Raw genomic sequence first — 24,724 nt, 5'->3', positions numbered from 1 at the left:
GATCGAGTTGCGCAGAAGCTCGCACGCGGGCCTCGTGCCCGCCAGGCCCTTCGGACGCGCCGCGTCCCTCGTCTTCCTGAGGTACCGGTCCATCGTGGCCGGGCTCATCGCCATCAATTCGTTGAACGCGAACCCGTCGTACTCGGCAAGCTCGCCACGGGCTCTCAGCGTGGGCAGCCACAGGGGCAGCATCTGCTTGAGGTACTTCGCGCACGGCAGATCCATCATCAGCCACACCCGCACCAGCAGCTCGCGCGACTGCTCCGAATACCGTTTCGGCCGTGTCTTCCTGGCCGCCGGCAGCTCGCGCGGCTGCGTGCCGGCCTCGGTGAGCCTGCGCCTCGCGGTGCTTCTGCCGATCTTCAGCACGGAGCACATCTCGTCGAGGATGCGCCCCTTGTCCTTCTTCGATGCCTTCATGTACTCGTCCCTGAACCTCAGGGTGACCTGCCGCTTCGTCGCCATGCTGATCTTGCCTTCCATACGACAAGCCAAACAGGACCGGTACCGTTCGCGCTCATTTCCGATGAGGCACCACTAGCCATTACGCGCTCAAAAAACGTGAGTCACGTCGGGATGCTGCGCTCAAGGTTGCTGACTTGCTATACTCCGAGAAGTACTCTGTTCAACAGTTCGCTGGTTCCTTCGGTGTGACGCTTACCGATGATGGAAACCATACGTACACTGAAGATTCTGAGAAAATGCAGCAGCTCAAGGCTGACAACAAGATGCCTGCATTCGCTGATCGTCTTGCTGGCTGGATTCCGGATGAAGTAACCATCAAGGGTGATTATGACGCCGAGGATATTCAGGAAGTCAACAAGGCGTTCGAAGAGCAGCGTTCCCACTTCGACCCAGTCAAGGATTATATGCCTGACTACGTGCGCCCGGATGCAACCGACTCTACTACGATCTCGAATAACAACACGCAGATCATGAACACTGCCATTCAGGCAACTGGCAAATGGATGACCAAGGGGGGCATTGACGAAGAGTGGGATGCTTACGTCAAGCAACTGGAAAACCTTGGCTTGAACGATAACGTCAAACTGTGGCAGAAGTGGTACGACACCTACACTAAGTGATCTGTCAAGTGATCTAAAGATCTGGATCGCGAATCAGCTGATTCGATGTCATCAAGACCGGGCCGGACGGGGATTGCCTCGGCATTGCCCCGCCCGGCCCTTGCCATGCCAATCGTTTTCAAAAAAAGGAATTATCAATGTCTGCATCTCGTAAGAACACGGTATCCGTGTCTATGAGCAGCGGCAACTCAGGCGTTGTCGATAATATTAAAGCAGCTAAGAAAGCGCCGTTGGGTGTCAAGCTCGCCCGTCATTTTAAGCGTTACGGTGCATTATGGTTGATGAGCTTGCCTGGTCTGTGCTTCGTAGCCCTGTTTGCATACGTGCCAATGTATGGCCTTCGTCTTGCATTCTTCAACTTCAATCCGCGTGAAGGACTTATGGGTGGCACGTTCGCGGGACTCAAATACTTCAACCAGTTTTTCAAATCAGGCATGTTCATGAACATCCTGACCAACACACTGCGCATCTCGCTGTGGACGCTGGTCATGGGCTTCATTGTGCCGATCATCCTCGCACTGCTCATCAACCAGATCGGCTTTACGAAAATCAAGTCATTTGTACAAACTGTCACGTATCTGCCGCACTTCATCTCGACCGTGGTCATCGTGACCATGATCAACATCTTCCTCTCTCCGAACACTGGTATGATTGGTCGTCTCTTCCCGAACTCCAACTTGCTCGCCGAGGCAAACTTGTTCACACCGATCTACTGGATCACCGAAGTCTGGCAGCATGCCGGCTGGAACTGCATCATCTATCTTGCGGCTCTCTCCTCGGTCGATCTTGCCTTGTATGAGGCTGCAAAAATAGACGGTGCTGGCCGACTCCAACTCATTCGTTACGTTGATATTCCAACGATTCTGCCAACAGTCGGCATCATGCTCATCATGAACATGGGTAACGTGTTGAACGTCGGCTTCGAGAAAGTCTTCCTCATGCAGAACTCGATGAACTTGTCCGCATCCGAAGTCATCTCAACATACACGTACCGCATCGGTATTCTCGGCAACCAGTTCAGCTATGCAACCGCTATCGGCCTATTCAATACGCTCGTTAACTTCTTCTTCCTCGTGATGGCAAACATCATCTCGAAGAAGGCCTCCGACACGAGCATCTTCTAACGCGCGAGTTCAAGGAAAGGTAAGGCAAGTATTATGGCAAGCGCAACATTACAGCCATCTGGTTCCCTCGCGCCGAAAACAAGCGCCGAAGACATTCCGTGGAATCCAAAAGTTCGCCAGCAGCGTACGGTGAGCGACTGGATCGTCGACATTGTGATTTGGGCGCTTTTAACGCTCGCGGTTATCGCAGTTGTGTACCCGATCTGGTTCGTGATTATCGCATCCGTATCGAATCAAACTGCGGTAAATCAAGGACGAGTAACTCTGTGGCCAGTCGGATTCAGCTTCGGTGGTTATGCGAAAGTATTCGCTGACGCGCGTATTTGGACCGGTTACATGAACACGATCGTGTATTCGGTGGTTGGTACCGCGCTCAATATGTTGGTGACGATTCCGCTTTCTTTTGCACTGTCTCGGCGTGAATTTAAGCCTCGGCGTGTGATCCTGTTCCTACTTACGTTCACTATGTTCTTCGCGGGCGGTTTGATCCCAAACTACCTGTTATTTAAGCAGCTTGGCTTGCTCGACAACTGGCTCGTATTTATTCTGCCGACTGCAGTTTCGGTATGGAATGTGATTATTGCACGTTCGTTCTTCGAGACTTCGATTCCTGAAGATTTGCATGATGCGTCTCAGATTGATGGCCTCGGATACTGGGGTTATTTCTTGCGAATTGTGCTGCCGCTGTCTTCTGCGATTATTGCAGTGCTGGCGTTGTACTATTTCGTAGGCCACTGGAACGACTTCTTCACCGGTCTTGTGTACATTCGAGATACTGATAAGTTACCGCTACAGAACGTGTTGCGTTCCATTCTGCTTGCGAACCAGACGGGTATGACTGGTCAGAGTTCGGGCGGTATGGACCTGTTGCAGCAGCGCGAGTTTGCTAACCAGATTAAGTACGGTGTGATTATCGTCTCCACGCTGCCGCTGCTGGTACTCTACCCGTTCCTGCAAAAGTATTTCAACAAGGGCGTAATGATTGGTGCGGTGAAGGGCTGATCCGTTAAGTGGACAGTTCTGTGGACTATCCGTAGGTCCAGCCTGAGCAAGCCGATAGGTGAGCGAAGGCAGCAAACAATTTCGCCGCAAGCAACGCATCAAAGAAGACTTTCCGACGAGCGCAGGGCTGTGACAATATGGTCCGCAGCCCGGAGGCAATGTTGAATCTTCGCGTCAGCCTGAGCGAAGGCCTTAATTGAGCGCTATCTATCTGTTCTCCTTGAGTTACGGCCTTCTGAGGGTCTTTTGGAGGCCGTAAGTCAATGAGAGCGTGCTTTTCCTGCTGAGTTACGGCCTTCTGTGGGTCTTTTGGAGGCTGTAACTCAATGAGAGTGTGTTCTTTCTGCTGAGTTACGGCCTCCTGAGAGCCTTTTGGAGGCCGTAAGTCAATGAGAACGCCTTTCTGCCACAGTCGAGCCCGCAACCCCCATGCTCCTTTTGGCATACGATATAACACATGTTTTGCGATAAAGCCCGTCATATAATATGTGACAACCGTAAGTCATCATTCATCACCAATCCAAAGGAAATAATCATGGCAATACTTCACGGCGTCCAGCTGTTCCGTGACACGGATGGTAATGTCGCCCAGCTTCACGGCATTGGCGTGCAGCGTTTCGGCGACCGCTGGTACGCATACGGCGAAATCAAGCACAACGGCAACCTTTTCCAAGGCGTCGCTTGCTACACCACCACGGATTTCGCAACGTGGCGAAACGAGGGTACGGTCCTATCGGTCGGAGATGAGGGTTCGATCACCGGACCGAAGCGCATTATTGAGCGGCCGAAAGTCATGCGTCGCCCGTCGGACGGCAAATACGTCATGTATCTGCACGTTGACGGCGAAGGTAACTATGGATACGCGCATATCGGTACTGCGATCTCCGACTCGCCGACCGGACCGTTCGAGTTCCTGTCTACGTTCCAGTTCCGTGGCTACGAGTCACGTGACATTGGCGTGTTCCAAGACGAGGATGGCACCGGCTACATTCTGTCGGAAGATCGTCCGCACGGCACGCATATTTACCGCCTGTCTGAGGATTATTTGTCGGTGGTCGAGGATGTGGTCTGTTTGCGCGGCACGAACTACCGATTCGGTTACGAGTCGCCGATTATGGTCAAGCGAGACGGTATCTACTACTGGTTTGGCTCGCAGCTGACCGGCTGGGATTGCAACGATAACATGTATGCGACTGCGACTGACCTGCACGGTCCGTGGAGTGACTGGCAGCCGTTTACGCCGGAGGGTTCGCGCACGTTTGAGTCGCAGTGCGATATTATCGTGCCACTCGACGGGGCGGCTGGAAACACGGCCACGTCCAGCGGCGACACGGCTGACGCAACTGCCGGGCGCGATGACTATCACGCCACGCGGTTCCTATATATCGGCGACCGCTGGAATAACAAGGACCTCGGTAACTCTGAACTCGTCACATTACCAATCGAGATTGGCGACCGTAAGGCGCTACTCGAGTGGCATGATGAGTGGGATAATCAGCTGTAACGTTGCGATTATGTGAGTTGTGTGACGATACGCATCGTTACGATCCTGTGCGTTTGTATGTCCAAGCGTACGGTTGACTGTACAGTCATCTACGCTGCAAACTGCGTAATGAACCGTCGACATCACACACATCACATGATTTGACTGTGCGACTGATCGTACTGCCAGTCGTACGTTGATTATCATACGAGCTGCCGAAGCGCGCGCGGACGGGGTTTTCCTTTTTTACCCATCCGCGCGCTTTTCCATATAAAAGTTACGCGTTGAGTGTGGCCATCGTTGCGATTTGGGGTTGATGATTCAGCTGACAGCACTGGTAACACGCGGCTCGCAATCATCGGACATCGCGGGCCAGACTGTGGTGTCGCTCGTATTGATTTGCGTGCTGCGGACGGAACCGTAGTGTGCTCTCGTCTGTTCGATACGTATGCAGCACACGCTTACGACGGACTACTGTTCGTAAGTATGCCGCTGGCGGCAGGTCAGTATGTAGCAACCGTAACAGCCTTGGGCGAAACTGGCTTGTGGATTGAGAAGAGCGGTCGCCGCCGCGGTGGCACCGATACATTCGTCAACGTACATCGTGCGGAACTATTACGCGCGTAATCTACGATACGCTGGCAGAAATGTACCGCTGAGAGCATGCTCAGCGGTACACTGCTGCCAGTCACCATTCGGAAGGAACGTATCATCATGTCAACAGCAGATTTGCCACAGTATCCGGAACGTCGCATGGTACGAGGTAACGGTATCCACGGTGACGGTGGACCATACGAACGCCTACGTATCGTCGAAGATTCACTATCGATCACAGGTACCATCGATGGTCAAGTACTAGCCAGTCGCGTACGCAACGCTGGCGATAGTAACGTTGCGATCGACGTAACCCTCGACTACTGGAGTGATCCGCACACCGGCGAACAGTCGAACGTCGCTAACGTAGCACTTGAATATCACACACAACCGTGGGCAACTATCGAATACGATGCAGCCAGCAACGGTTACGAATCATCCGAGACAGTCCAGTCGTCGCAGTCTGCTGTACTCGCACAACTAAACGCCATTCGTGACTATCGCAACCCGATTAACATCACGCTCATCATCAACAAAGACGACGAGCTCGTTCGCATTCCCGTTATCGTGCGTGTTGCCATACTTGATACGCCGGTACGTATCAGCGGTAACCGGGGCGCTGAACAACGCGGCGTCGGGGCAACCACTTCAACCGGTGAGATCGGCTGGCGATACTTTGCCGACCCGCAAATCGTCGCGTACGGTGGTAAGTACTATATCTTCCCCACCACCGACGGCTACGCAGATTGGGGTGGCTGGCAAATTCACTGCTTCGCATCCGACGATCTGGTCACATGGGAAGATCGCGGCGTTGTTGTCGATCTCAAAGATCAACATCTCGACGGGTCAGGACGGACAGATATCCTGCCCGACCGCACCAGTTGCGCGTGGGCGCCGGGATTTGCCATTCGCGACGGCAAATTCTATCTGTACTTCTCTGGACATGGCCGCGCTGATCGCACCAATCAAACTAACGTGGCGATCTCCGACCGTATCGACGGCGGTTACGAACTACAGCCGCTCGCTGGTTTCAACCATGATGGCGTGGTCGCTGGTGACATTGACCCGGCCGTATTCGAGGACCCTCGCACTGGAAAATGGTGGATTACGTGGGGACAAAGCCCCGGCATGTATGCTGAACTTGCCGACGACATGATGTCGATTGTGCCCGGCACGATTGTAGAAACCGATGCGACGCGCGGCATTCGCGAGGGGTCGTATCTGCATGCGCGCTGCTATAAGGGCGTGTGGACGTACTATTACACGTATTCGATCGACGACACGAGTAGTGAATGGTATCGCATCGCGTATGCGACCGCGCCGAGCATGGAAGGCGACGGTTCGCAGTGGACGTATCGCGGTGAAATGCTGGTACAGGATGCGTCTAAGGGCATTCGCGGAACTGGACATCACTCGATTCTGCAAGTGCCCGGTACGGACGACTGGTACATCGCGTATCACTGCTTCCTTGACGATGCGATGCGTCCGCGTGGCGTGGATGCGCGGGTTGGCAAGCAGCTGATGAACGGTAACAAGCGCGAGGTGCGTATTGCGAAGTTCACCTATACGCATCCTGATGATGCGGCGATTGCTGCGGGTGAGGTACCGCTGATCAACGCGGTGCCGGTGACGCTCGCGGGGGTGCGTGCGCAGCGGTATGAAGCGTAATGTTGATGGTATCGGGCCGATAGTGTTGTGGCTGGGTTGTGTTGCGGCTGTGCTGTGCGGGAAGGGGAGTTCAATATGGAATGTACCGGCAAAGTGATGGCTGCGTTCGGCGACAGTATTGTTGCAGGGCATTTGTATCAGCAGCGGTCGTGCGCGGATGTGGTCGCCGATGCGGAGGGCATGCGGCTGATCAAGCTTGCCCGCAATGGGGCGACGATATTGCCGAGTGAGTTGAAAAGCGCTGATCTTGGCGGACAGATCATGCTTCAGTGTGACGAAATGCCATCGGACGCGCCAACGCCCGATGTGGTGCTGTTCAACGGTGGCACGAATGATGCGTTTGCTCGCGTACTGTCACGGCTTGGCACGGTTCGCCCGTGGGGTGATGATCGTGGTGGGGCGGGTAGTGACGAAGCAGCTTATGACCCTGACACGTTCGCTGGGTGCTTTGAACTGACTATTCGCGAGTTTCGCCGGCGTTGGCCGAATGCGCGACTTGTGTATTTAGCGGTGGCTAAGCTGAGCGCTCGTCAGTGGCCGATTCAGTTGGCATTGCGTGCGATTGAGCTTGATGCCTGTGCCAAGTGGGGTGTTCGCGTGGCTGATGTGTTCGGCTCAACGGATTTAGATCCGCGTCGTGCGGCTGATCGTGTGGCGTACTCGTTTAATGAGCTTGGCTCCGACGGGTTGCCGGGTACTCCGCAGACCATTACCTATCCGCACCCTGAATCACAACCGAGTGGCACGCATCCTAATTTTCCGTCGATTGAGCGCTTTTATGCACCGGTTATTCGCCGGACTTTGCGTGAGATGTGATGGGAATTTGGGTGAAGCTTGGGGTGTTATGTGTTGTTATGCGTTATGAGACGGCAATTTGCAAACTGAGAGGCAGATTTTCGCCTCTGCAGAGGTCAATTTGCAAAGTGAGAGGCAGTGTTTACGTCCAAATTGTGCTTTGCCCTCCGCATAACGGGTTTTCGGGGGTATAAATTTGGCATGACTCTGCACGCGACTGCCTCTCAGATTGCGAATTGACCCGTGCAAACTTCAAAATCTGCCTCTCAGTTTGCAAATTGCCTAAGCTCGTTAGCTTGCGAGGTGTTATGTGGATTGTTTCTGTGGATTGTTTCTCAATGAGCGTTCATTGATGCAGCAAGGTCACGCGATGGTATTTCGGTGCGTTTTTCCATTGCATGACTGCGTGTTTTCTCACGGGATGGCATGATACCGGTTTCTTACCATCGCGTGAGCTGGATAGGGTGTATTTTTCGGTCACGAGATGGTGCATTCTGCGGATATGCCATCTCATGATGATGTTGTTCACGCGATGGCATAACCTCCTTATTTTCCATCGCGTGCCTCGCTCGCGCCTGCCCCAGTACTGCGTCACGCCACGAGTCACGCTACGGGGCCGTCCAAACCCCTAACCATCAATAGTTTCCGAACACCACCTCACCGATGCTCGGATGGAGAGGTGGTGACGGCCAGAATCCCCGGTACTCAAAGAATGGCCGGGCGGTGATGTTGGCGTGCGAAACCGTGGCACGATGCTAGCGTGTGCGGCGCCATACTTCGTCCAGCGTGACAGCACGCTCGGGCAAGTCGGGCCATGTGTTTAATCCGTCGCCATGTGCGCGGGGCAGTAGGTGTACGTGGAAATGAGGCACCGATTGGGCTTCTGCGAACGAGGTGCTGAGCAGATCCACCCCGTCGAACTCGCAGTCCCCGACCAAGTGGCGTGCGACGCTCTGCGCCAGCTCGATCACCGCCCGCAAGGATTGGGAATCACAGTCGAGGATGTTGACTACATGGCGTTTTGGCACGACCAGAAGGTGGTAGTCGGGCCGATCGTCGATCGACACAAAGCACAATGCCAGTTCTGACTCCTTGACTAGCCGGCATGGTGCATCGCCATGAACGATGTCGCAGAATATGCATTCGCTCATCGTTGATTTCCTCTCTACTTCGAGTGTGGGATGGTGTTGCCGGAGCCGTCCTCTTGCATCTTTTGATTATACTTCTCGGGTGCGGGTGGGTGTGAGTCACGTCGCTGTGTTGCGCCGGTCATTCCTATCATATAGAATCGCAGCGTTGCGATTTTGAAGACAGAGACGTCGAAAACGTCCCTAGGAAAGGAACGAATTGTGTACTCGTTAGGCAAGAATTCCCCAGTCATACCGCCGTATGCAGACACTGCATCTATGCAATCCCAGCTAGGCAATCCGGGAGACGTAACGATACGATTTTCCGACGATCCTTCACGCATGAACTGGCTGCGCCCTGATCATCCCTACGCTGCCGTCTCCACCCCATCCGGCATCGAATCCACCGTCCACATGCTGCGCGATGGCGACACGATTGTCACCACAGTTCAGCTCGGCAATGCCACTAGTAAAACCATTACCACTGCGGTCGGCGACATTGGCATCACACTGCCGCTCGAAGATCGCTACTATGACGAAACCGGCGACGATTATTCCATCGAACATCATTGCAACGCCCACCTGTTCTGTGGCGGCGCTTGCAGTTGGGTACTCGCCCTGCGCATGAGCGGCAAAGCACCACACCTCGGCCTCGTCTTCACTGAAGGCGCGATTGCGGACTACAGCACGAGCCGCGATTTTGTCAAATACAGCAACGACCGCGGTTGCTTCGTGCTTCATCCTGAAGCAATGGAATTCGCTCCCGGTCAAACGCGCACGATCTCATGGACAATCTTCCCATGCGCCTCACGCAAGGATTTCTTCGTGCAAGCTGCCACGCGCAGTCGTTTTATCGACGCACAATGGAATACCACTGTCACATTCCCCGGCAAATCTGTCACGCTCACTATCCGCCCATCGTTCAAGCTCTCGGCAACCGATTCGGTCACGGTCAACGGCATCCCCGCATCTGCCAATAGCGATGGCACGTATACATTCACCTACACGCCAAACGAGGCTGATGTCCATACGCACGACGTCTATCGCGATCGCGTTGGTGAACGCATTTTCACCATCCAAGTCGGCGATCGCACGTTGCGCACGCGTCTGTTCGTCTCCGCGCCGATTGACGAGTTGCTAGCACGACGCACACGGTTCATCGCGCACAATCAGCAGTATCGCGGCACAGATCAGCATCTCAAGGGCGCATATTTGCCGTATGATAACGAAGATGGTCGTCAGTATTACTATGCTGGCGACGACAAGGGCAATGTGATCAACGACTATAACGCCGGCCGCGAACGTGTTGGTATGGGACTGCTGATCGCTGCGTACTTGCGCGCGCTTGATCGTGGTGTGATTTCGGACGGCAGCGGCGACGATCTGTCTGATATCTTTCGTGCATTCCGCGGTGACGAACCGACTGCCAGTTTGCGCGACGAACTTGCCGACAGCCTACGTGACTACCGCGCGTTCGTCGAGCGCGAGATTGTCGATACGACGACGGGTGAAGTCTTCAATGACGCGCCGCGCGACAACTCATATCGTCGCCTGTATAACGCGCCGTGGTTTGCCACGTTGTATGTCGAGCTGTACCGATTGAGCGGCGATGTGGAGGATTTGCGGATCGCATGTCGCATTATTCGCTGGTTCTACGAGCAGGGTTCGTTCCGGTTCTATCCGATCGAACTGCCGGTTCTCGCGTTGTGCGACGAGCTGAACGCGGCCGGCGAGGTTGCGTTACGTGACGAGATGCGCGACCTGTTCGTTCGTCACGCGCGCGAGTTGGCGTCGCTTGGATTGCACTATCCGAAGCATGAGGTCAATTACGAGCAGTCGATTGTCGCTCCAGCCACGAGCGTGATATTGCAGACGGCTGCGTTAACCGGCGACCGAGAGCTGCTGCGTGCTGGATTTGAGCAGTTGCATGTCCTCGATCAGTTCAACGGATGCCAGCCAGACGCGTATCTTCACGAAGTTGCGATTCGTCACTGGGATGGTTTCTGGTTCGGCAAACTCAAGGAATACGGTGACACGTTCCCGCATTATTGGAGCGGTTTGACCGGTAATCTGTTCGATTTGGCGGCGAAACTGCTCTCGTCTAGCAAGTTTGCGGATGACGATGCGGCTGGAGCTGCTCTGACTGAGGTGCGTGGGGATAACGATACTGAGTTTGACGGCGTTACTGCTGTCGAGGATACAGTTTCGGACGAACGTGACGCAACGGTTACTGCCTACCGCAGTCGCGCAATCGCATCTCATCGCGCACTACTACAGATGTTCTTCCCTGAAGGTACGGCTTCGTGCGCGTACGTATTCCCGTTCTCTGTGAACGGCGAACGCACGCATGTTGCTGATCCGATGGCGAATGATCAGGATTGGGCACTATATTTTATGGTGCGGCACATGCTGGAAGCTGAGCAGTCGGCGAAATAGAACACGAGTAAAACAAAGGAGTTGTTCATGACAAGCGATACCAATACGTGTACTAATCTGCCCGCCGCGTTCGCGCAGCGTATCGCTGCGCAGGGCAGCATGCTGTACGGCGGCGACTACAATCCCGAGCAGTGGCCGGAAGAGGTTTGGCATGAGGACATGCGCCTGTTCAAGCAAGCGGGTATCAACGAGGTCACGCTCAACGTGTTCTCGTGGGCACAATTACAGCCGAGCGAGGACGAGTACGACTTCAGCAAGCTCGACCGCATCGTGGACACCGTCTCCAAGTCCGGCATGTCGATCGTGATGGCCACCTCCACCGGTGCGTTGCCCGCGTGGATGGCACTGCGTCACCCCGACGTCAACCGTGTTGACGAAAAGGGTCGTAAAATGCGCCACCGCGAACGTCACAACGCTTGCATCAACAGTCCGACCTTCCGTAAGTATTCGGTTGCGCTCGCCGGTAAACTCGCCGAACGATACGGCAGTCTGCCCAATCTCGTCGCATGGCATGTCGGCAACGAATACGGTGGCATGTGCTGGTGTGATACGTGCGCGAAAGCGTTCCGCGTTTGGCTGGAACGCCGTTATGGCACGATTGAGGCAGTGAACGAGGCGTGGAACAGCGCGTTCTGGAGCCACACGTACCACAGCTTTGACGAGATCCTCCCGCCGAACGAGTTGGGTGACATGACCAGTTGGGGCGGCAAGGCGATCCTCGGCGGATATTCGCTCGACTACCAGCGGTTCTACGGCGAGTGCGTGCTCGACTCGTACAACGAGGAGAAGGCGGCGATCCGCGCGTTCGACTCGGTCAACCCGGTGACGACGAACATGATGGGCACGTTCCCGACGTACGACTACTTCCGTTGGCGCTCCGGCTTCGGCGGGGCGAGCGTTGGTGAGGCTGCTGACGGTGCTGCGGTGCCCAGCGGCGTGGACATCGTGTCGTGGGATTCCTACCCGCGCCCGACTACGCCGCCTGCGAATGTGGCCTTCTGCCATGAGCTTATGCGCGGCGTGGGTGGCGGTGGCCCGTGGATGCTCATGGAGCAGACGCCGAGCCGTCAGAACTGGATGGCGTACAACACGCAGAAACGACCCGGTCAGATGCGCGAACTGAGTTGGCAGGCGGTGGCGCACGGCGCGGACACGGTGCAGTTCTTCCAGCTGCGTCAGAACCGGTCCGGCTGTGAGAAATTCCACGGCGCGGTAATCAGTTCGGATGGTACGAACCGTACGCGCGCGTTCCGCGAGTGCGCCGAGTTGGGCGCAGAATTGGGGCGCGTGTCTGGTCGGATTCTCGGCAGCCGCATGGCGCCGGCTCGCGTGGCACTGATCTTCGACTGGCCGTCGCGCTGGGCGATCGGCCTGTCCGCGGGTCCAACGATCTCTATGGATTACGTGGCCGAAGTGCAGCGCTGGTATACGGAACTGCATCGTCGCAACGTTGCGGTTGATATCATCAGTTCGTACGATGCGATCGACCAGTATGACGTGGTGCTCGCACCTTGCCTGTACATGATGTCGGACGAGGTGATCACGCGGCTGCGTGCATTCGTAACCGGCGGCGGCCGACTGCTGCTTACGCCGTTAAGCGCGCTGACCGATGAGCATGACAGCCTCTACCAAGGTGAGATTCCGGTGCCGCTGCGTGATCTGACCGGCGTGTGGGCGGAGGAAACCGACGCGCTTGACCCAGAGCAAACTGTGGTGCCGTTGCGATTTGCGGACTACACTGAGGAATCAGCCGCTGTTGCACATGAGCTGAATAAGGTCGCGAGCCCGCATGGTCGCGTGTTGTTCGACGTGCTTGAACCTGATGAAGGCACACAGGTGCTCGCTACTTACGGTAGTGAATACTATGTTGGTACGCCCGCTTTCACGTTCCGTCCGAGCGCGGGCAATGGCGGTGTTTTCTATGCTGCGACGTTCCCGGACGATGCGGCCATGCCGTTATTCGTTGATGCAGTGCTTGCCGGTACTGGCATCGCTGGCCTGACTGACTCGCCGTTGGTCGGCACGGTCGATCAGCCAGCTGAGGTCTGCGGTTGTTCGGATGCTGATGCTTCGGATGATCGCGGTTCCGGTCGGACGGTCACGCTTGAGGTCACACGGCGTATCGCAGACGACGGCACGACGTTCACGTTCGTGCTTAATCCGGCGAATGAGCGTGTTCGCGTTGATTTGCCGGGTGAACTCGCTGGGCATGATCTACTGTCTGACGAGGATGTAGCCGCTGGTCCGCGCATGCTCGAGCCTTTTGCTGTGCTGGTTCTTGAAACCAAGACAGCTGCCTGAACGTGCGACGTGTGATGTTGCCGGATGAAGGTCCGCAGACATGCGTTGCATGCATTGTGTGATATTGCGGCGGAGAGAGTTTCGTTTTCCGCCGGAATGTCACACAAATCGGCCTAATTCTGTGACTTTCCGGCGGATATTAGTGAACTTTCCGCCGAAATATCACAGAAATTGCCCTAATTCTGTGACTTTCCGGCGGAAATCAGTGAACTTTCCGCCGGAATATCACACTGCACCATCACGCATCTGCGCTGGAAGAACAACGTAGTCGCGCACGTTGCTGTGCGATAGCGACGACATACATAGACAATGCAAAAAGGATACATAATAATGTCAGTTATATTGAACGGATCATCCCATGTGGTTTGGCGCGACGAGACTGTGTCGCAGACTCCCGTAGCAGTGACATATGCAATTGAAGATTTGACGCATGATGTGCGTACGGTGTGCGATCAGTTGGGCGATGTGAATGGTTCAGACTCACATTCGCCGGCCGAGATCGTGGTTCGCTATGATCGCTCACTGGCTGTAGAACAGTATCAAGTGACGGTTGATTCGGTTGCCAACGAGGTGATCGTTGCTGGTGCGGACGATTTGGGTTGTGTTTACGGTTTGTATGCGATCAGCCGCGAATGGCTTGGATTTGAAGATTTCTGGTTCTGGAATGATCAGCGGCCCGACTATGCTCACATGATCGAATTGCCAGATGACGCGCAACTCGAATCGAAGCCGGCTGCTGTACGCTACCGCGGTTGGTTCGTGAACGATGAAATACTCCTCATGGAGTGGAATATTCGCAACGATAACGAATTGACGTGGCGTATGGTATTCGCAACGTTGCTTCGTTGCGGAGGCAATCTTGTTATCCCCGGCTCTGGTCAGAATGAGGAACCACATTGGGGCCTCGCCCATCGCATGGGCTTGTACGTGAATCAACATCACGCGACTCCGCTCGGCGCGCGACTGTTTTCGGAAGCATATCCCGGAGTCAAGCCACGCTGGCCTGAAGATCGCGACAAATACGAAGCATTGTGGAGCGAAGCGATTTCGCAACGTTGCGCATCGGCTGATGATCCGAAAGTAGTCTGGACAATCGGCTTGCGAGGCAACTCTGACGGTGCATTCTGGAACGATGACCAGCGTTACAAAACCGATGAAGACCGTGGCCGAGTATTGTCTGAAGCAATGCGAGATGAATACGATCTCATCCGTGCCGCCGATCCCAACGCTCCGATCAGTACATATCTGTATTCTGAAGCGCTCGAACTGTACCGCAAGGGTCTGCTCACCTTCCCTGATGATGTGATCAAAATTTGGGCTGATAACGGTTACGGTCGCATGATGGTACGTCGTAACGGTAACTGGGACCCGCGCGAACCAGCCATGCCGCGTCGTGATGATCCCGCTGCTCGACCTGGCGCAAACGGTATCTACTATCACGTCTCGTTCTATGATCTGCAAGCAGCCAACCACATCACGCCGATGCCCGAATCACCCGACGAAGTCACTCGTGAACTCGGTGAGGTATTAGCTAACGGTGGAGACTCGCTGTGGATTATCAACTGCTCGAACGTGAAACCGCACACAGTTGCGCTTGATCTTGTCGCACGACTGTGGCGTGATGGTCGATTGAATAGTAGTAATTGTACCGTTATACAGTCTGATCAGACTGGTGCCAACGATATTCCCGGACAAGTTGACGCATTTCTGGTCGATTATTGTTGTCGATACTATGGCGAGCAGTCTGCGCAATCTGTTGCACGTCTGTGGCGCGAGTACTGGGATGCTGCCGAACCATTCGGTGACGCATGGGACCAGCGTTGCGGCGAACAGTTCTACGTATACATGCCGCGCATGATTGCTACGCACTACCTGTCGGGCGATCACGGTGAGGAAGACGATCTCAAATGGCTGGTGCGCGGTTCGTTTACTGAGCAGATTGCAACGGTGCAACGCATCGCTGACGCCGCACTGTCTCGTTATGCGCAACTCGCGCGCGACTGCGAACGTGCCGCACTCGATGCTGAAGATCGTGGCGATATACATGCTGCGCGACTTATTCGTGACTCGATCGGATTGGCTGCACAGATTTATCGCGAATGTGCACAGGGCACGACGTTACTGTGCACGGCAGTCAACGAGGCGCTCGCAGATGACTTCCTGCACGCGTTCTACCACGCAGGACTTGCGCGAGAACGGTTCACGGCTGGCGACAAGGCGATGCGTAACCGTGAGCATGGCGTGTGGATAGGCTACTGGGCCAACGATTGCGAGGTTGACGTAAAATTTTCGGCGCAAGTGTGTGCGGCTCTCATGGCTTACTTACGTAATCGCGGTGACGGCCCGCATTATTACCGCTGGCAACATGTGTTTAACTATGCCGAGCAGTGGCGCGATGTGATTGTGATGCTTAACGTGAAGAATCACGAGAGCGACGACGAGATTTTCCAAGCGATGAAACGCGCGTGGCAGAAATAGCTCGCTGAGCATGCTCTTAGCGAGCAAAAACCGCCACTCGTGATGGTGCGTGGCAGAAAACGCTCGCTTATGAGCCTCTCAGTGAGCGAAATCTGCCACGCACCGATGCTCGCCGATGTACCGATGCGCACCGCACGCACTGACGTGCGTTGCCGCGCACTGTCACGCACTGTGCGGTGGTGATAATGGGCTTGCGGATGGTGTCGTAGGAGGCGTAACAGTGTGAGAAGGAGTTGCTTTGTGATTGCTTTTTGTATCGATACGGAGACATCGAGGAATAGTGATACCGGTAAATAGATACTGAAAACGTTGCTATTGTAAGGGACTCACCGAAGCGATCGTATAGTTGTGGTTTGTGTGTCAGCCGGTAGTATATGTATCGGTACATAAATCAATCATTGACCGTTACCTGTCGTTGGCATGCGGGCGAATGCCTCTTATGAGCTGACCGAAGCAAGCTAATCGACTACGCGGAACAACCAAAGGGGTTTGATATGACTGACAAGCTTGTTGCGACCCTTAACAAAAACGGTGTACGCAAAATCAGCACCGATTTGTGGGGTATTTTCTTCGAAGACATCAGCTATTCGGGCGATGGTGGCTTGAATAGTGAGCTCGTGCAGAATGGCGCGTTTGAATACAATCGTGCTGATCAGCCCGACTGGAGCAACTACACTGCATGGCGCAAGATAGTGCCGTCCGGCTCGTTCGCGGCGTTCGGCGTGCGCGAAAGCGAACCAGTAGCAATCGAGAATCCGCATTACGCAGTCGCTGAAATCGGCTCAGTTGAAGGCGGTGCTCCCGCTCTCGAAAACCTCGGCTTCGACGGCATGGTATTCCGTGCTGGCGAAACCTATCATGTCTCCGTATGGACTCGTGCTCACGGCGAACAGTTACCGTTACACGTCTCCCTGATCGGCGACGACGGTAAGCCGCTCGCTGGAGCAACCCTGACCGCGCCCGCATCTCGCGCCGGCGGTGACTGGGCATGGTTGGAAGAATCCCTCACCATCCCCGCATCGGCTGATACAACCAGCGATCAACCTAAGCCGGTCGTTGCCACGCAAGGTACGTTGCGTATCAGCTTCCCGCAATCCGGCGTTATTGATCTCGATTTCGTAAGCTGTGAGCCAGCCACCACGTATAACGGTCTCGAACACTTCCGTCCAGACCTCGTCAAGGCGCTCGCTGACTTGCATCCGCGGTTTATGCGCTTCCCGGGCGGCTGCATCACGCATGGCCTGGGCATGAGCAACATGTACCACTGGGATCGCACCATCGGCGACGTCGAGCACCGTCCGCACAACTTCAACTTGTGGGGCTACCACCAGTCGTTCCGCATCGGCTTCTACGAGTACTTCCGCCTGTGCGAGACCATCGGCGCCAAGCCCTTGCCGGTGCTGCCGGCCGGCGTGAGCTGCCAGAACACGAGTCAAGGACCGGTGCCGGTTGCACAGGAAGACATGCCTGCATACATCGATGAAGTCCTTGGTTTGATTGATTTCTGCAACGCGGACCCAGCTACAAACCCGTGGGCGGCCAAGCGTGCCGAGATGGGTCATCCAGAACCGTTTGGCCTTGAATACTTGGGTATCGGTAACGAAGATCTGATCGATGATGTGTTTAAGGATCGCTTCCAGCAGATTTTCGACGCAGTCAAGGCCGCGCATCCTGAGATCACGGTTGTTGGTACGGTTGGCCCTGCGCCGTCTGGCCAAGATTACGAGCAGGGTTGGGCGTACGCGCGCCAGGCGAACATTCCGATCGTTGACGAGCACTCGTATCAAGCGCCGAGCTGGTGGTTCCACAACCTCGACCACTACGACAACGCCGACCGCAAGGGACCGAAAGTCTACCTCGGTGAATACGGTTCGTGGGGCACGGGCCTGATCAACGGCTTGTCTGAAGCCGCGTTCATGGGTCGTATGGAGCTCAATGGCGATGTGGTGCACATGGCATCCTACGCGCCGCTGTTCGCCAAGAACGGTCACCACAGCTGGAACCCTGACTTGATCTACTTCGACAACGAGCGCACGTATTTGCCGTACAGCTACTGGGTGCAGCGCATGTATGCGACTACTACTGCTGATACTGCGTGGCCGGTTGCGGTCACTGGCCCGACCACGTTCCGTCGCGATCTGCCAACTGCGATTCATCTGCGGCTGAGCGGTGGTGCGCACGCTGATTTTGCAGACTTCTCGATTGAGACTGCGGATGGCACGCACGTTGATCTGCCGAGTGTGAGCTACCGTGGCAATGGTCCGCTTGATTTGAACGTTAATCTGGATGCTGAAGCGTACACGATTCGTGCGAAAGTCACGTACTTTACCGGTATGTGGGGTGTACAGATTGAGTCCGGCGATGTTACCGGTAAAAACTTCAACAAGACTTCGCTCGGCCGTGGATTCGGCCTCGGTCTTGTGCGTGATGGCGGCGGCTACAATATCGGCGGTACGGAAACGTCAATGGATGCGGTGCGTCCTGGCACGGTATGGGATGTACAGATTGACGTTGCTGATCGCGGTCAGTCAATGACGCTGTATATTAACGGTACACAAGTAGCTGAAGGTCACGAGAACCCGGATGAACCGCGTCGCACGGTGACAGTATCGCGCGACGCCGCTGCCGGTGTCACTTACGTGCGTATTGTCAACGCGCTGCCGGATGCGGTTGACGTTGATTTGACGCAGGTGCTTGACGAGCTTGGCGTAACTGCGGAGTCTCGTGCAACGGTCACTGCTGAAGTGCTCTCCGGCGACGATCCGTACGCTGGACAGGACAAGGTTGGTACTGCGTCGCCTACTACGCCGACGACTGCCGACGTCAGTCTCGTGAACGGTACATATGAGGCTCCGGCGTGGTCGTTTACTACGCTGGCGATTAAGTAAGTAGCAGCTGCTGCCATCATCTCGGTGTTCTAACAGCTGGGCTGTCTAGACGGGTTGTTCTGTCGTGTAGACAGCAGGTCGTCCCGTCGTACCGATGACTGTCCGCGCCGTCGTGTTTGGGGTGACTGCATCGTTGTCTGAGTGGCGGTTTTTGCTCACTGAGCGCGTCTCAGTGAGCAAAAACCGCCACTGCAGTCTGTGCGTGGCAGAAAACGCTCGCTGACCTATAGCTCAGCGAGCGTTTTCTGCCACGCGGGATAATGGATAGCTGGCTCGGTGCCTACTCAGGGGAAGGGAGCAGGAGACGAGCGAGAGTTGTAAGGAGTATGTGTTGACTGATCGTCAGGATGGAAGTAAGAACCTGCAATCCTCCAATAGCCACACCAGCAGCACCAGTGCGGCCCTGCGTGCTGCGGCTGCTGCGCCTGAACCACGCAAAATTACGATGAAGCAGGCCATCGGTTTCGGTATTGGTGATTTCTACGGTGGCGGTCAGCTCACCCTCATCGCTACATATCTGTCACTGTTCTGGACTCGATTCTGTGGCATGTCTATCGGTACATCGCAGACAGTGATTGGTTTAAGCGCATTCATCAGCGCTGTCGCGGCACTGCTGTTTGGTGTCGCTGACGATAATCTGTACCGATACAGTATTGGCCGCCGATTCGGTCGTCGTCGACTACTTCTCCTCATTACAGCACCGCTCATTCTGTTCGGCATTTTCTTGTGGATACCCGGCCAACCGCTCGCCGTGTACGCAGCAGCCTACGTGCTGTGGGTCGTACTCGCGCAACTGTTTCAAACCGCATACAATCCGTTACCCGGCGAAATGACCCCCGACTTCACCAGTCGCACCAAACTATCCACCGTTCGTCTGTTCATCTCTACCGGTTCGGGAACGATCGTTCCGCTCGTTGGCGGTGCCGCCATTGCCATCGCTGGTGAAAACAGTCCAACCGGATACATGACGTTCATCATCGCAACGACGATCCTGTTCTCACTTGCCGTGTTCGCTAGCTGGCACAGCACATGGGAAATGACCCCCGAACAGGCAGGTTTCGGAGCGTATGCGCGCGGTGAAATCCACGAAGCTCGCATCGGTGCGATTGGCTGGATGCGTCGCGCTGGCAAAGTTATGCGAGAATATGCAAGCACATTGCGCGTTGCTGAATTCCGTAAACACTTGACAATCTACCTACTTGTACAAATGTCAATGGACGTGTTCGGTCAGGTTTTCGTGTTTTTCGTCGTCTACGACTGGAATCGTACGGCAGCATTCGCATCGTTGCTACTTGGTTGCACAGCCATATCGCTACCACTTATGCCACTATTTGGTTTCGGCGTGAATCGACTCGGTCCGCGACGCATGTACGCAATCAACTACGCGGGTTGCGCAGTAGGCGTCATCTGGATGCTTGTTGCATGGCTATTGGCTAGCTCGTCTGTGCTGTCGTCGGTTGCATGGACAGTGTTTGCGGTAGCTGGATCGTTGTGGTTCTTCGCATTCAAGGCGATGTGTGGCTACTTACCGTGGGCTGTGTTTCCGTATATCGCGGATATTGACCAGCTGGTCACGCGCCGCTACCGGTCGGCTACGTTTGCGGGTTTGCAAGCATCGCTGCGGCAGCTGTGTTCCGGTATCGGTACAATCGGCGTGGGAGTAGTGCTTGCGACGGTTGGTTTCGATGCGACGCGAGCGACGCAGACGACGGCTGCGCGGATAGGCTTGGGCGCGGTATTACTCGGTACGTTCGGTGTTGCGATGATGATCTGTTGGATAGTATCTGCGCATTTGATCATCGATAAACGCACCGATGCGATTGTGCTGCGTGAGATTGATCGACTGCGCAACGGTGGAAGCAAGGCTGACGTCAATCCTGAGACTAAGCGCACTGTCGAATCTCTCACGGGCATACCTTACGAGCAGTGCTGGTAGCAGGTATCCTTCGTCCTTATCCTGCCGTAGTGGCATATCTGCGTGCCTGCGTCCTCATCCTTCTGCGTGGCGGTTTTTGCTCACTGAGCGACTCTCAGTGAGCAAAAACCGCCACGCAGCCGCACAGCGATGCCGGGTTGACACGATTGAACAGATTATGGCGTACAGTGATGAACAGTAAATGAATCCTGTGGCACGGTTGGATGCCGTTTACACCCGAGCGAAGGATGGGAATTATGGTCACGATGAGCGATGTCGCCAAAGCTGCCGGCGTCTCCCGCGCCACTGTATCGTACGCATTGCGTGGCGACCCGCGTATCACTGAATCCACTGCGAAGAAAATCCGCGAAGTAGCTGCCAGTTTGCACTACAACGCGAACCTGTCCGCGCGATCGCTGAGATCTGGCCGTACCGGCATCATCGGCGTTGCGATTTTCGAGCTCGACCGACCGTATCCGTCCGAAATGAGCGCAGCGATGTCGCGCGAAATAGCACGTCGAGGCTATCAAGCGATCGTCCAGCAGACATCCAGTTCAAAAGATAACGAAATCGCAATTTTGCAAAAAGTCACGAGCCAGCTGTGTGATGGCATGATTTTCAGTCCGGCTCAAGTTGCTGACGAGGAGTTGCGCGCACTGTCACATGGCAAACCGATGGTATTACTCGACGATATTTCACCGGACCCAGTTTTCGATTCAGTGAATACGGCGTGTGAAGACGGTGCGTTTACAGCTGTGCGCCATCTCATCAACATTGGGTGCAAACACATCGTTGCGATTGGTCCATCGTACGAGATGCTGGTGGAAGATCGCATGGCTACCAGTGTGGTTGGCCGACGTCTGCTCGGATGCTTGCGCGCGTTTGAACAATCCGATATTGAGGTTGGTCCGAGTAATTTCCTGCATTTACCGAAGTGGGACCCGGAACCGTCGCGTGCAGCGGCTCGCGCAATGCTTGAATCTGCGCGATATCAGGGCGTCGATGGCGTGTTTTGTTTTACCGATACAATCGCATTGAGTTTTATGCGTGGACTAGCGGACTGCGGCGTGCGCGTACCTGATGATATTGCGATGATTGGATTCGACGGTATCTCAGACAGCGAGTATTCAGTGCCATCACTATCGACGATTCGCACCAATCTGGATGATCTGGCTCACAAAACAGTTGATTTGTTGATTCGCCATATCGAAAATGAAGGTGACGACGGCGCTCCACAGAGGCTTACTGCTGACTACGAGCTCATCATGCGTGAATCCACACGTCGTCGCTGATAAGGTGAGGTGTGAATGTAGGGTCTCTCACGCTTGGGTTGGGGCATGCGATGGAATTGACTCGTTACAATCCATCGCGTGAGTATTCGTGTGTGATATTGCGGCGGAGTTATGACATTTTCCGCCGGAATCTCACAGGAATCCGCCCAATTCTGTGATATTGCGGCGGAAATTAACCTGACCTCCGCCGCAATATCACAATAAACGTGCTGTAATGTGATATTCCGAGGGTATCGTGCGAGCTGATTGTGATATTGGTTCTCGAAGATGATTGTGAATCAGTTAAAAGTTGTTACGTTATTGCAAGTATTGAATAAAACTGGTAAAAATGTCATCTTTATTCAGTAAAAAGTGATTCTATTGAATAAAAATGACATTTATGTCACTATAATTCAATAGAATTGGTGGCAAATCAATCGAACATACGCGGCGAGTGTATTGCCATTGATTACAGGCTATACAAAAAGGGTTGTGTAAAAGGCTAGGCAGGGAAGGAAGATCGATGAAGCTTATTGCTCGGGATATGTATCTAGATAGGTTGATTGCACGGATGGATAATGGCATGATCAAGGTGATTACTGGTGCAAGGCGTTGTGGTAAAACCTTTTTGCTGTTTGATCTGTTTGAGGATTATCTTCGTAGTCAAGGTGTGGATGATGAACAGATTATTGAAGTGTCGCTTGATGATCTCGCGTATGAGCAGTATCGTGACCCGGTTCGCCTTGCTGAGTATGTGACGTCTCGGATAACTGGTAGTCGGCAATACTATGTGTTATTGGACGAAGTGCAGTATGCTATTTCCGATCAGGAACTACACGGCGATAAACCCCCGCGTTTGTATGGTGTGCTGAATGGATTGTTGCGTAAACATAATGTGGATGTGTACGTTACAGGCAGTAATTCAAAGATGTTGTCCACTGATGTAATGACTCAATTTCGTGGACGTGGCGATGAGGTACGTGTTCGTCCGCTTTCTTTTGCTGAATTTATGCAAGTGTATGATGGCGATGTACAACATGGGTGGGCAGAATATGTGGTGTATGGTGGTATGCCGTTGATGGTGTCCATGCGCACGGATGAGCAGAAAACTCGGTATTTGGAGAGCCTGTTTGTTGAAACGTATGTGAAGGATATTATGGCTCGTAATCGGCTTCGTAGATCGCAGGAGCTTGATGGTCTCGTTGATGTGCTTGCCTCGTCTATTGGTGCTTTATCGAATCCAGCAAAAATCAAGGCTGCTTTTGATAGTGTGCTGCATTCGAAAATTAGTGTGAACACGATCTCGCAGTACATTGAATATCTTGAAGATGCCTTCATTATTGAAGAAACGCGGCGGTTTAATGTGAAAGGTCGTAAGTATATCGGCAGTCCTAAGAAATATTATTTTGAAGATGTTGGCCTGCGTAATGCTCGGCTTGGATTTCGTCAAGTTGAGCAGACGCACATTATGGAAAATATCGTATATAACGAGCTGCGTGCGCGTGGATACAACGTAGATATTGGTGTGGTCGAACAGCGAGGGCAGCGTGATGGCAGAAGTTATCGTAAACAACTTGAGATTGATTTCGTAGCGAATCTGGGTAGTCAACGGTATTACATACAATCGGCGTATCAATTGCCGACTGAAGAGAAAGTTGCACAGGAAAAGGCGTCCTTATTAGGCGTAGATGACGGATTTAAGAAAATCGTGTTAGTTCGAGATGTTATGAAGCCTATGTATGACGAGCATGGCATTTTAACGATGAGTGTGTACGATTTTTTGCTCAACTCTCAAAGCCTTGCAATGTGGTAATGTTCAGTTATTTTGATAACAGAAGAGATATTGAGATATCACAATAAACTGTGCCGGTTGGAGCATACGCGGTGCGAACAGTGTAAGTTGGCAACCGTACGCGTCGACGAACGCTGTGGATAGATTCTGCGTGTAGCGCGGTGAGATTCGAAGGCATACTGCATTGTATCCGAGCCCATATGCGTCATCCTACCTGTTTTAGGTTGATCGTTATTCTTTCATCTCAGTTATGAGGTTGTTTTATCACGTCCGCTGCGACGGTAGTGCCCGGATTCTTGCGCACTTTGGTCTTCGCCCGGCTCTGCGACGATGATCAGTTCGCTACTGGTACGCTCTCACCGAGCCGGGACATGTCGAGGTAACGGCGCGTCGACCACTCGTTCGAGGTCACGTAGCGGACGCGCGCGCAGACGAGCATCAACGCGCTCCGCCCGTCCGGAAACGAGCCGACCACGCGCGTGCGTCGCCTGATCTCGCGGTTCAATCGTTCGATCATGTTGTTCGTACGGATGCGCCGGCGATGTTCCCTCGGATAGTCGTCGAGCAGGTAGGTCGTCGTCTCGCTAATGCCTTCGCGCAGGCATTTGGCAGCCTCTCTGAGCTTCCTTGTCTCCAGTTCCTTGGCGACGGATTCCGCCTTCTCCAACGCCTTGTCGCGTGATTCCATAGCAAACACGGCCTTAAGCGCGTCCGCAGCCCACTCCCGGTTTCTGGGGTTGACCTTGGCGAGGATATTGCGTTCGA

Annotated in this window: 16 protein-coding genes and 1 pseudogene; 14 read left to right on the top strand and 3 right to left on the bottom strand. The window is 54.2% G+C overall.

What is annotated here, in order from left to right:
* Positions 1-483 (bottom strand): annotated as a pseudogene (locus tag BHAP_RS07995) (integrase catalytic domain-containing protein); the annotation flags it as partial.
* A 116-nt stretch (positions 484-599) separates the two neighbouring features.
* On the opposite strand from BHAP_RS07995, the gene BHAP_RS07990 reads away from it, so the two are divergent.
* From BHAP_RS07990 to BHAP_RS07955, 7 genes are all read left to right on the top strand, one after another.
* Entirely contained in the window at positions 600-1,085 is a 486-nt protein-coding gene (locus BHAP_RS07990; protein ID WP_094730206.1) for a type 2 periplasmic-binding domain-containing protein, read from the top strand.
* A gap of 137 nt (positions 1,086-1,222) precedes the next feature.
* Positions 1,223-2,209 carry an ABC transporter permease gene (locus BHAP_RS07985; protein WP_094730205.1) on the top strand — a complete coding sequence of 329 codons (987 nt, stop codon included), beginning with the start codon at positions 1,223-1,225 and terminating at the stop codon, positions 2,207-2,209.
* Positions 2,210-2,242: 33 nt separating this feature from the next.
* Positions 2,243-3,211 (top strand): carbohydrate ABC transporter permease, encoded by a 969-nt coding sequence (locus BHAP_RS07980; RefSeq protein ID WP_094730204.1) that lies wholly within the window; start codon positions 2,243-2,245, stop codon positions 3,209-3,211.
* Between the two features lie 535 nt (positions 3,212-3,746).
* Positions 3,747-4,715: a family 43 glycosylhydrolase gene (locus BHAP_RS07970; RefSeq protein ID WP_094730202.1), complete on the top strand. Its 969-nt coding sequence runs from the start codon at positions 3,747-3,749 to the stop codon at positions 4,713-4,715.
* A gap of 279 nt (positions 4,716-4,994) precedes the next feature.
* Positions 4,995-5,321 carry a hypothetical protein gene (locus BHAP_RS07965; RefSeq protein ID WP_143248768.1) on the top strand — a complete coding sequence of 109 codons (327 nt, stop codon included), beginning with the start codon at positions 4,995-4,997 and terminating at the stop codon, positions 5,319-5,321.
* An 87-nt stretch (positions 5,322-5,408) separates the two neighbouring features.
* On the top strand, positions 5,409-6,956 hold the full coding sequence (locus BHAP_RS07960; RefSeq protein WP_244569354.1) for a family 43 glycosylhydrolase: 1,548 nt from the start codon (positions 5,409-5,411) through the stop codon (positions 6,954-6,956).
* Positions 6,957-7,031: 75 nt separating this feature from the next.
* Complete coding sequence (locus BHAP_RS07955) at positions 7,032-7,772, top strand: SGNH/GDSL hydrolase family protein (protein WP_094730200.1); 741 nt, start codon at positions 7,032-7,034, stop codon at positions 7,770-7,772.
* A 734-nt stretch (positions 7,773-8,506) separates the two neighbouring features.
* On the opposite strand, the gene BHAP_RS07950 is transcribed toward BHAP_RS07955, so the two are convergent.
* Positions 8,507-8,902, bottom strand: a complete 396-nt coding sequence (locus BHAP_RS07950; protein ID WP_094730199.1) for an HIT family protein — start codon at positions 8,900-8,902, stop codon at positions 8,507-8,509.
* Positions 8,903-9,157: 255 nt separating this feature from the next.
* Here BHAP_RS07950 and BHAP_RS07945 point away from each other — a divergent pair, with 255 nt between their 5' ends.
* The 7 genes from BHAP_RS07945 to BHAP_RS07915 all read left to right on the top strand — a co-directional run bounded on the left by BHAP_RS07945 (position 9,158) and on the right by BHAP_RS07915 (position 23,980).
* Positions 9,158-11,314 carry a hypothetical protein gene (locus tag BHAP_RS07945; RefSeq protein WP_143248767.1) on the top strand — a complete coding sequence of 719 codons (2,157 nt, stop codon included), beginning with the start codon at positions 9,158-9,160 and terminating at the stop codon, positions 11,312-11,314.
* Between the two features lie 27 nt (positions 11,315-11,341).
* Positions 11,342-13,615, top strand: a complete 2,274-nt coding sequence (locus tag BHAP_RS07940; protein ID WP_094730197.1) for a beta-galactosidase — start codon at positions 11,342-11,344, stop codon at positions 13,613-13,615.
* A gap of 330 nt (positions 13,616-13,945) precedes the next feature.
* On the top strand, positions 13,946-16,093 hold the full coding sequence (locus tag BHAP_RS07935) for a glycosyl hydrolase 115 family protein (RefSeq protein WP_158216460.1): 2,148 nt from the start codon (positions 13,946-13,948) through the stop codon (positions 16,091-16,093).
* 494 nt (positions 16,094-16,587) lie between these two features.
* Positions 16,588-18,981, top strand: a complete 2,394-nt coding sequence (locus tag BHAP_RS07930) for an alpha-L-arabinofuranosidase C-terminal domain-containing protein (RefSeq protein ID WP_094730195.1) — start codon at positions 16,588-16,590, stop codon at positions 18,979-18,981.
* A 445-nt stretch (positions 18,982-19,426) separates the two neighbouring features.
* The gene (locus BHAP_RS07925; protein ID WP_094730208.1) at positions 19,427-20,917 is read left to right on the top strand and encodes an MFS transporter; all 1,491 of its coding nucleotides are present in this window, start codon (positions 19,427-19,429) and stop codon (positions 20,915-20,917) included.
* 236 nt (positions 20,918-21,153) lie between these two features.
* Entirely contained in the window at positions 21,154-22,188 is a 1,035-nt protein-coding gene (locus BHAP_RS07920) for a LacI family DNA-binding transcriptional regulator (RefSeq protein WP_158216459.1), read from the top strand.
* A gap of 502 nt (positions 22,189-22,690) precedes the next feature.
* Positions 22,691-23,980, top strand: coding sequence for an ATP-binding protein (locus BHAP_RS07915; RefSeq protein WP_169713194.1), 1,290 nt, complete (start codon positions 22,691-22,693; stop codon positions 23,978-23,980).
* 313 nt (positions 23,981-24,293) lie between these two features.
* Here the strand turns inward: BHAP_RS07915 and BHAP_RS07910 are convergent.
* The coding region (locus tag BHAP_RS07910) for a transposase (RefSeq protein WP_211279712.1) at positions 24,294-24,724 on the bottom strand (431 nt) is incomplete at its 5' end.

Origin of the sequence: Bifidobacterium hapali (genome assembly GCF_002259755.1) — a bacterium.
GTDB classification, from domain to species: domain Bacteria; phylum Actinomycetota; class Actinomycetes; order Actinomycetales; family Bifidobacteriaceae; genus Bifidobacterium; species Bifidobacterium hapali.
The sequence above is the reverse complement of the archived record's forward strand: the minus strand, read 5'-3'. Positions and strand labels throughout refer to the sequence as shown.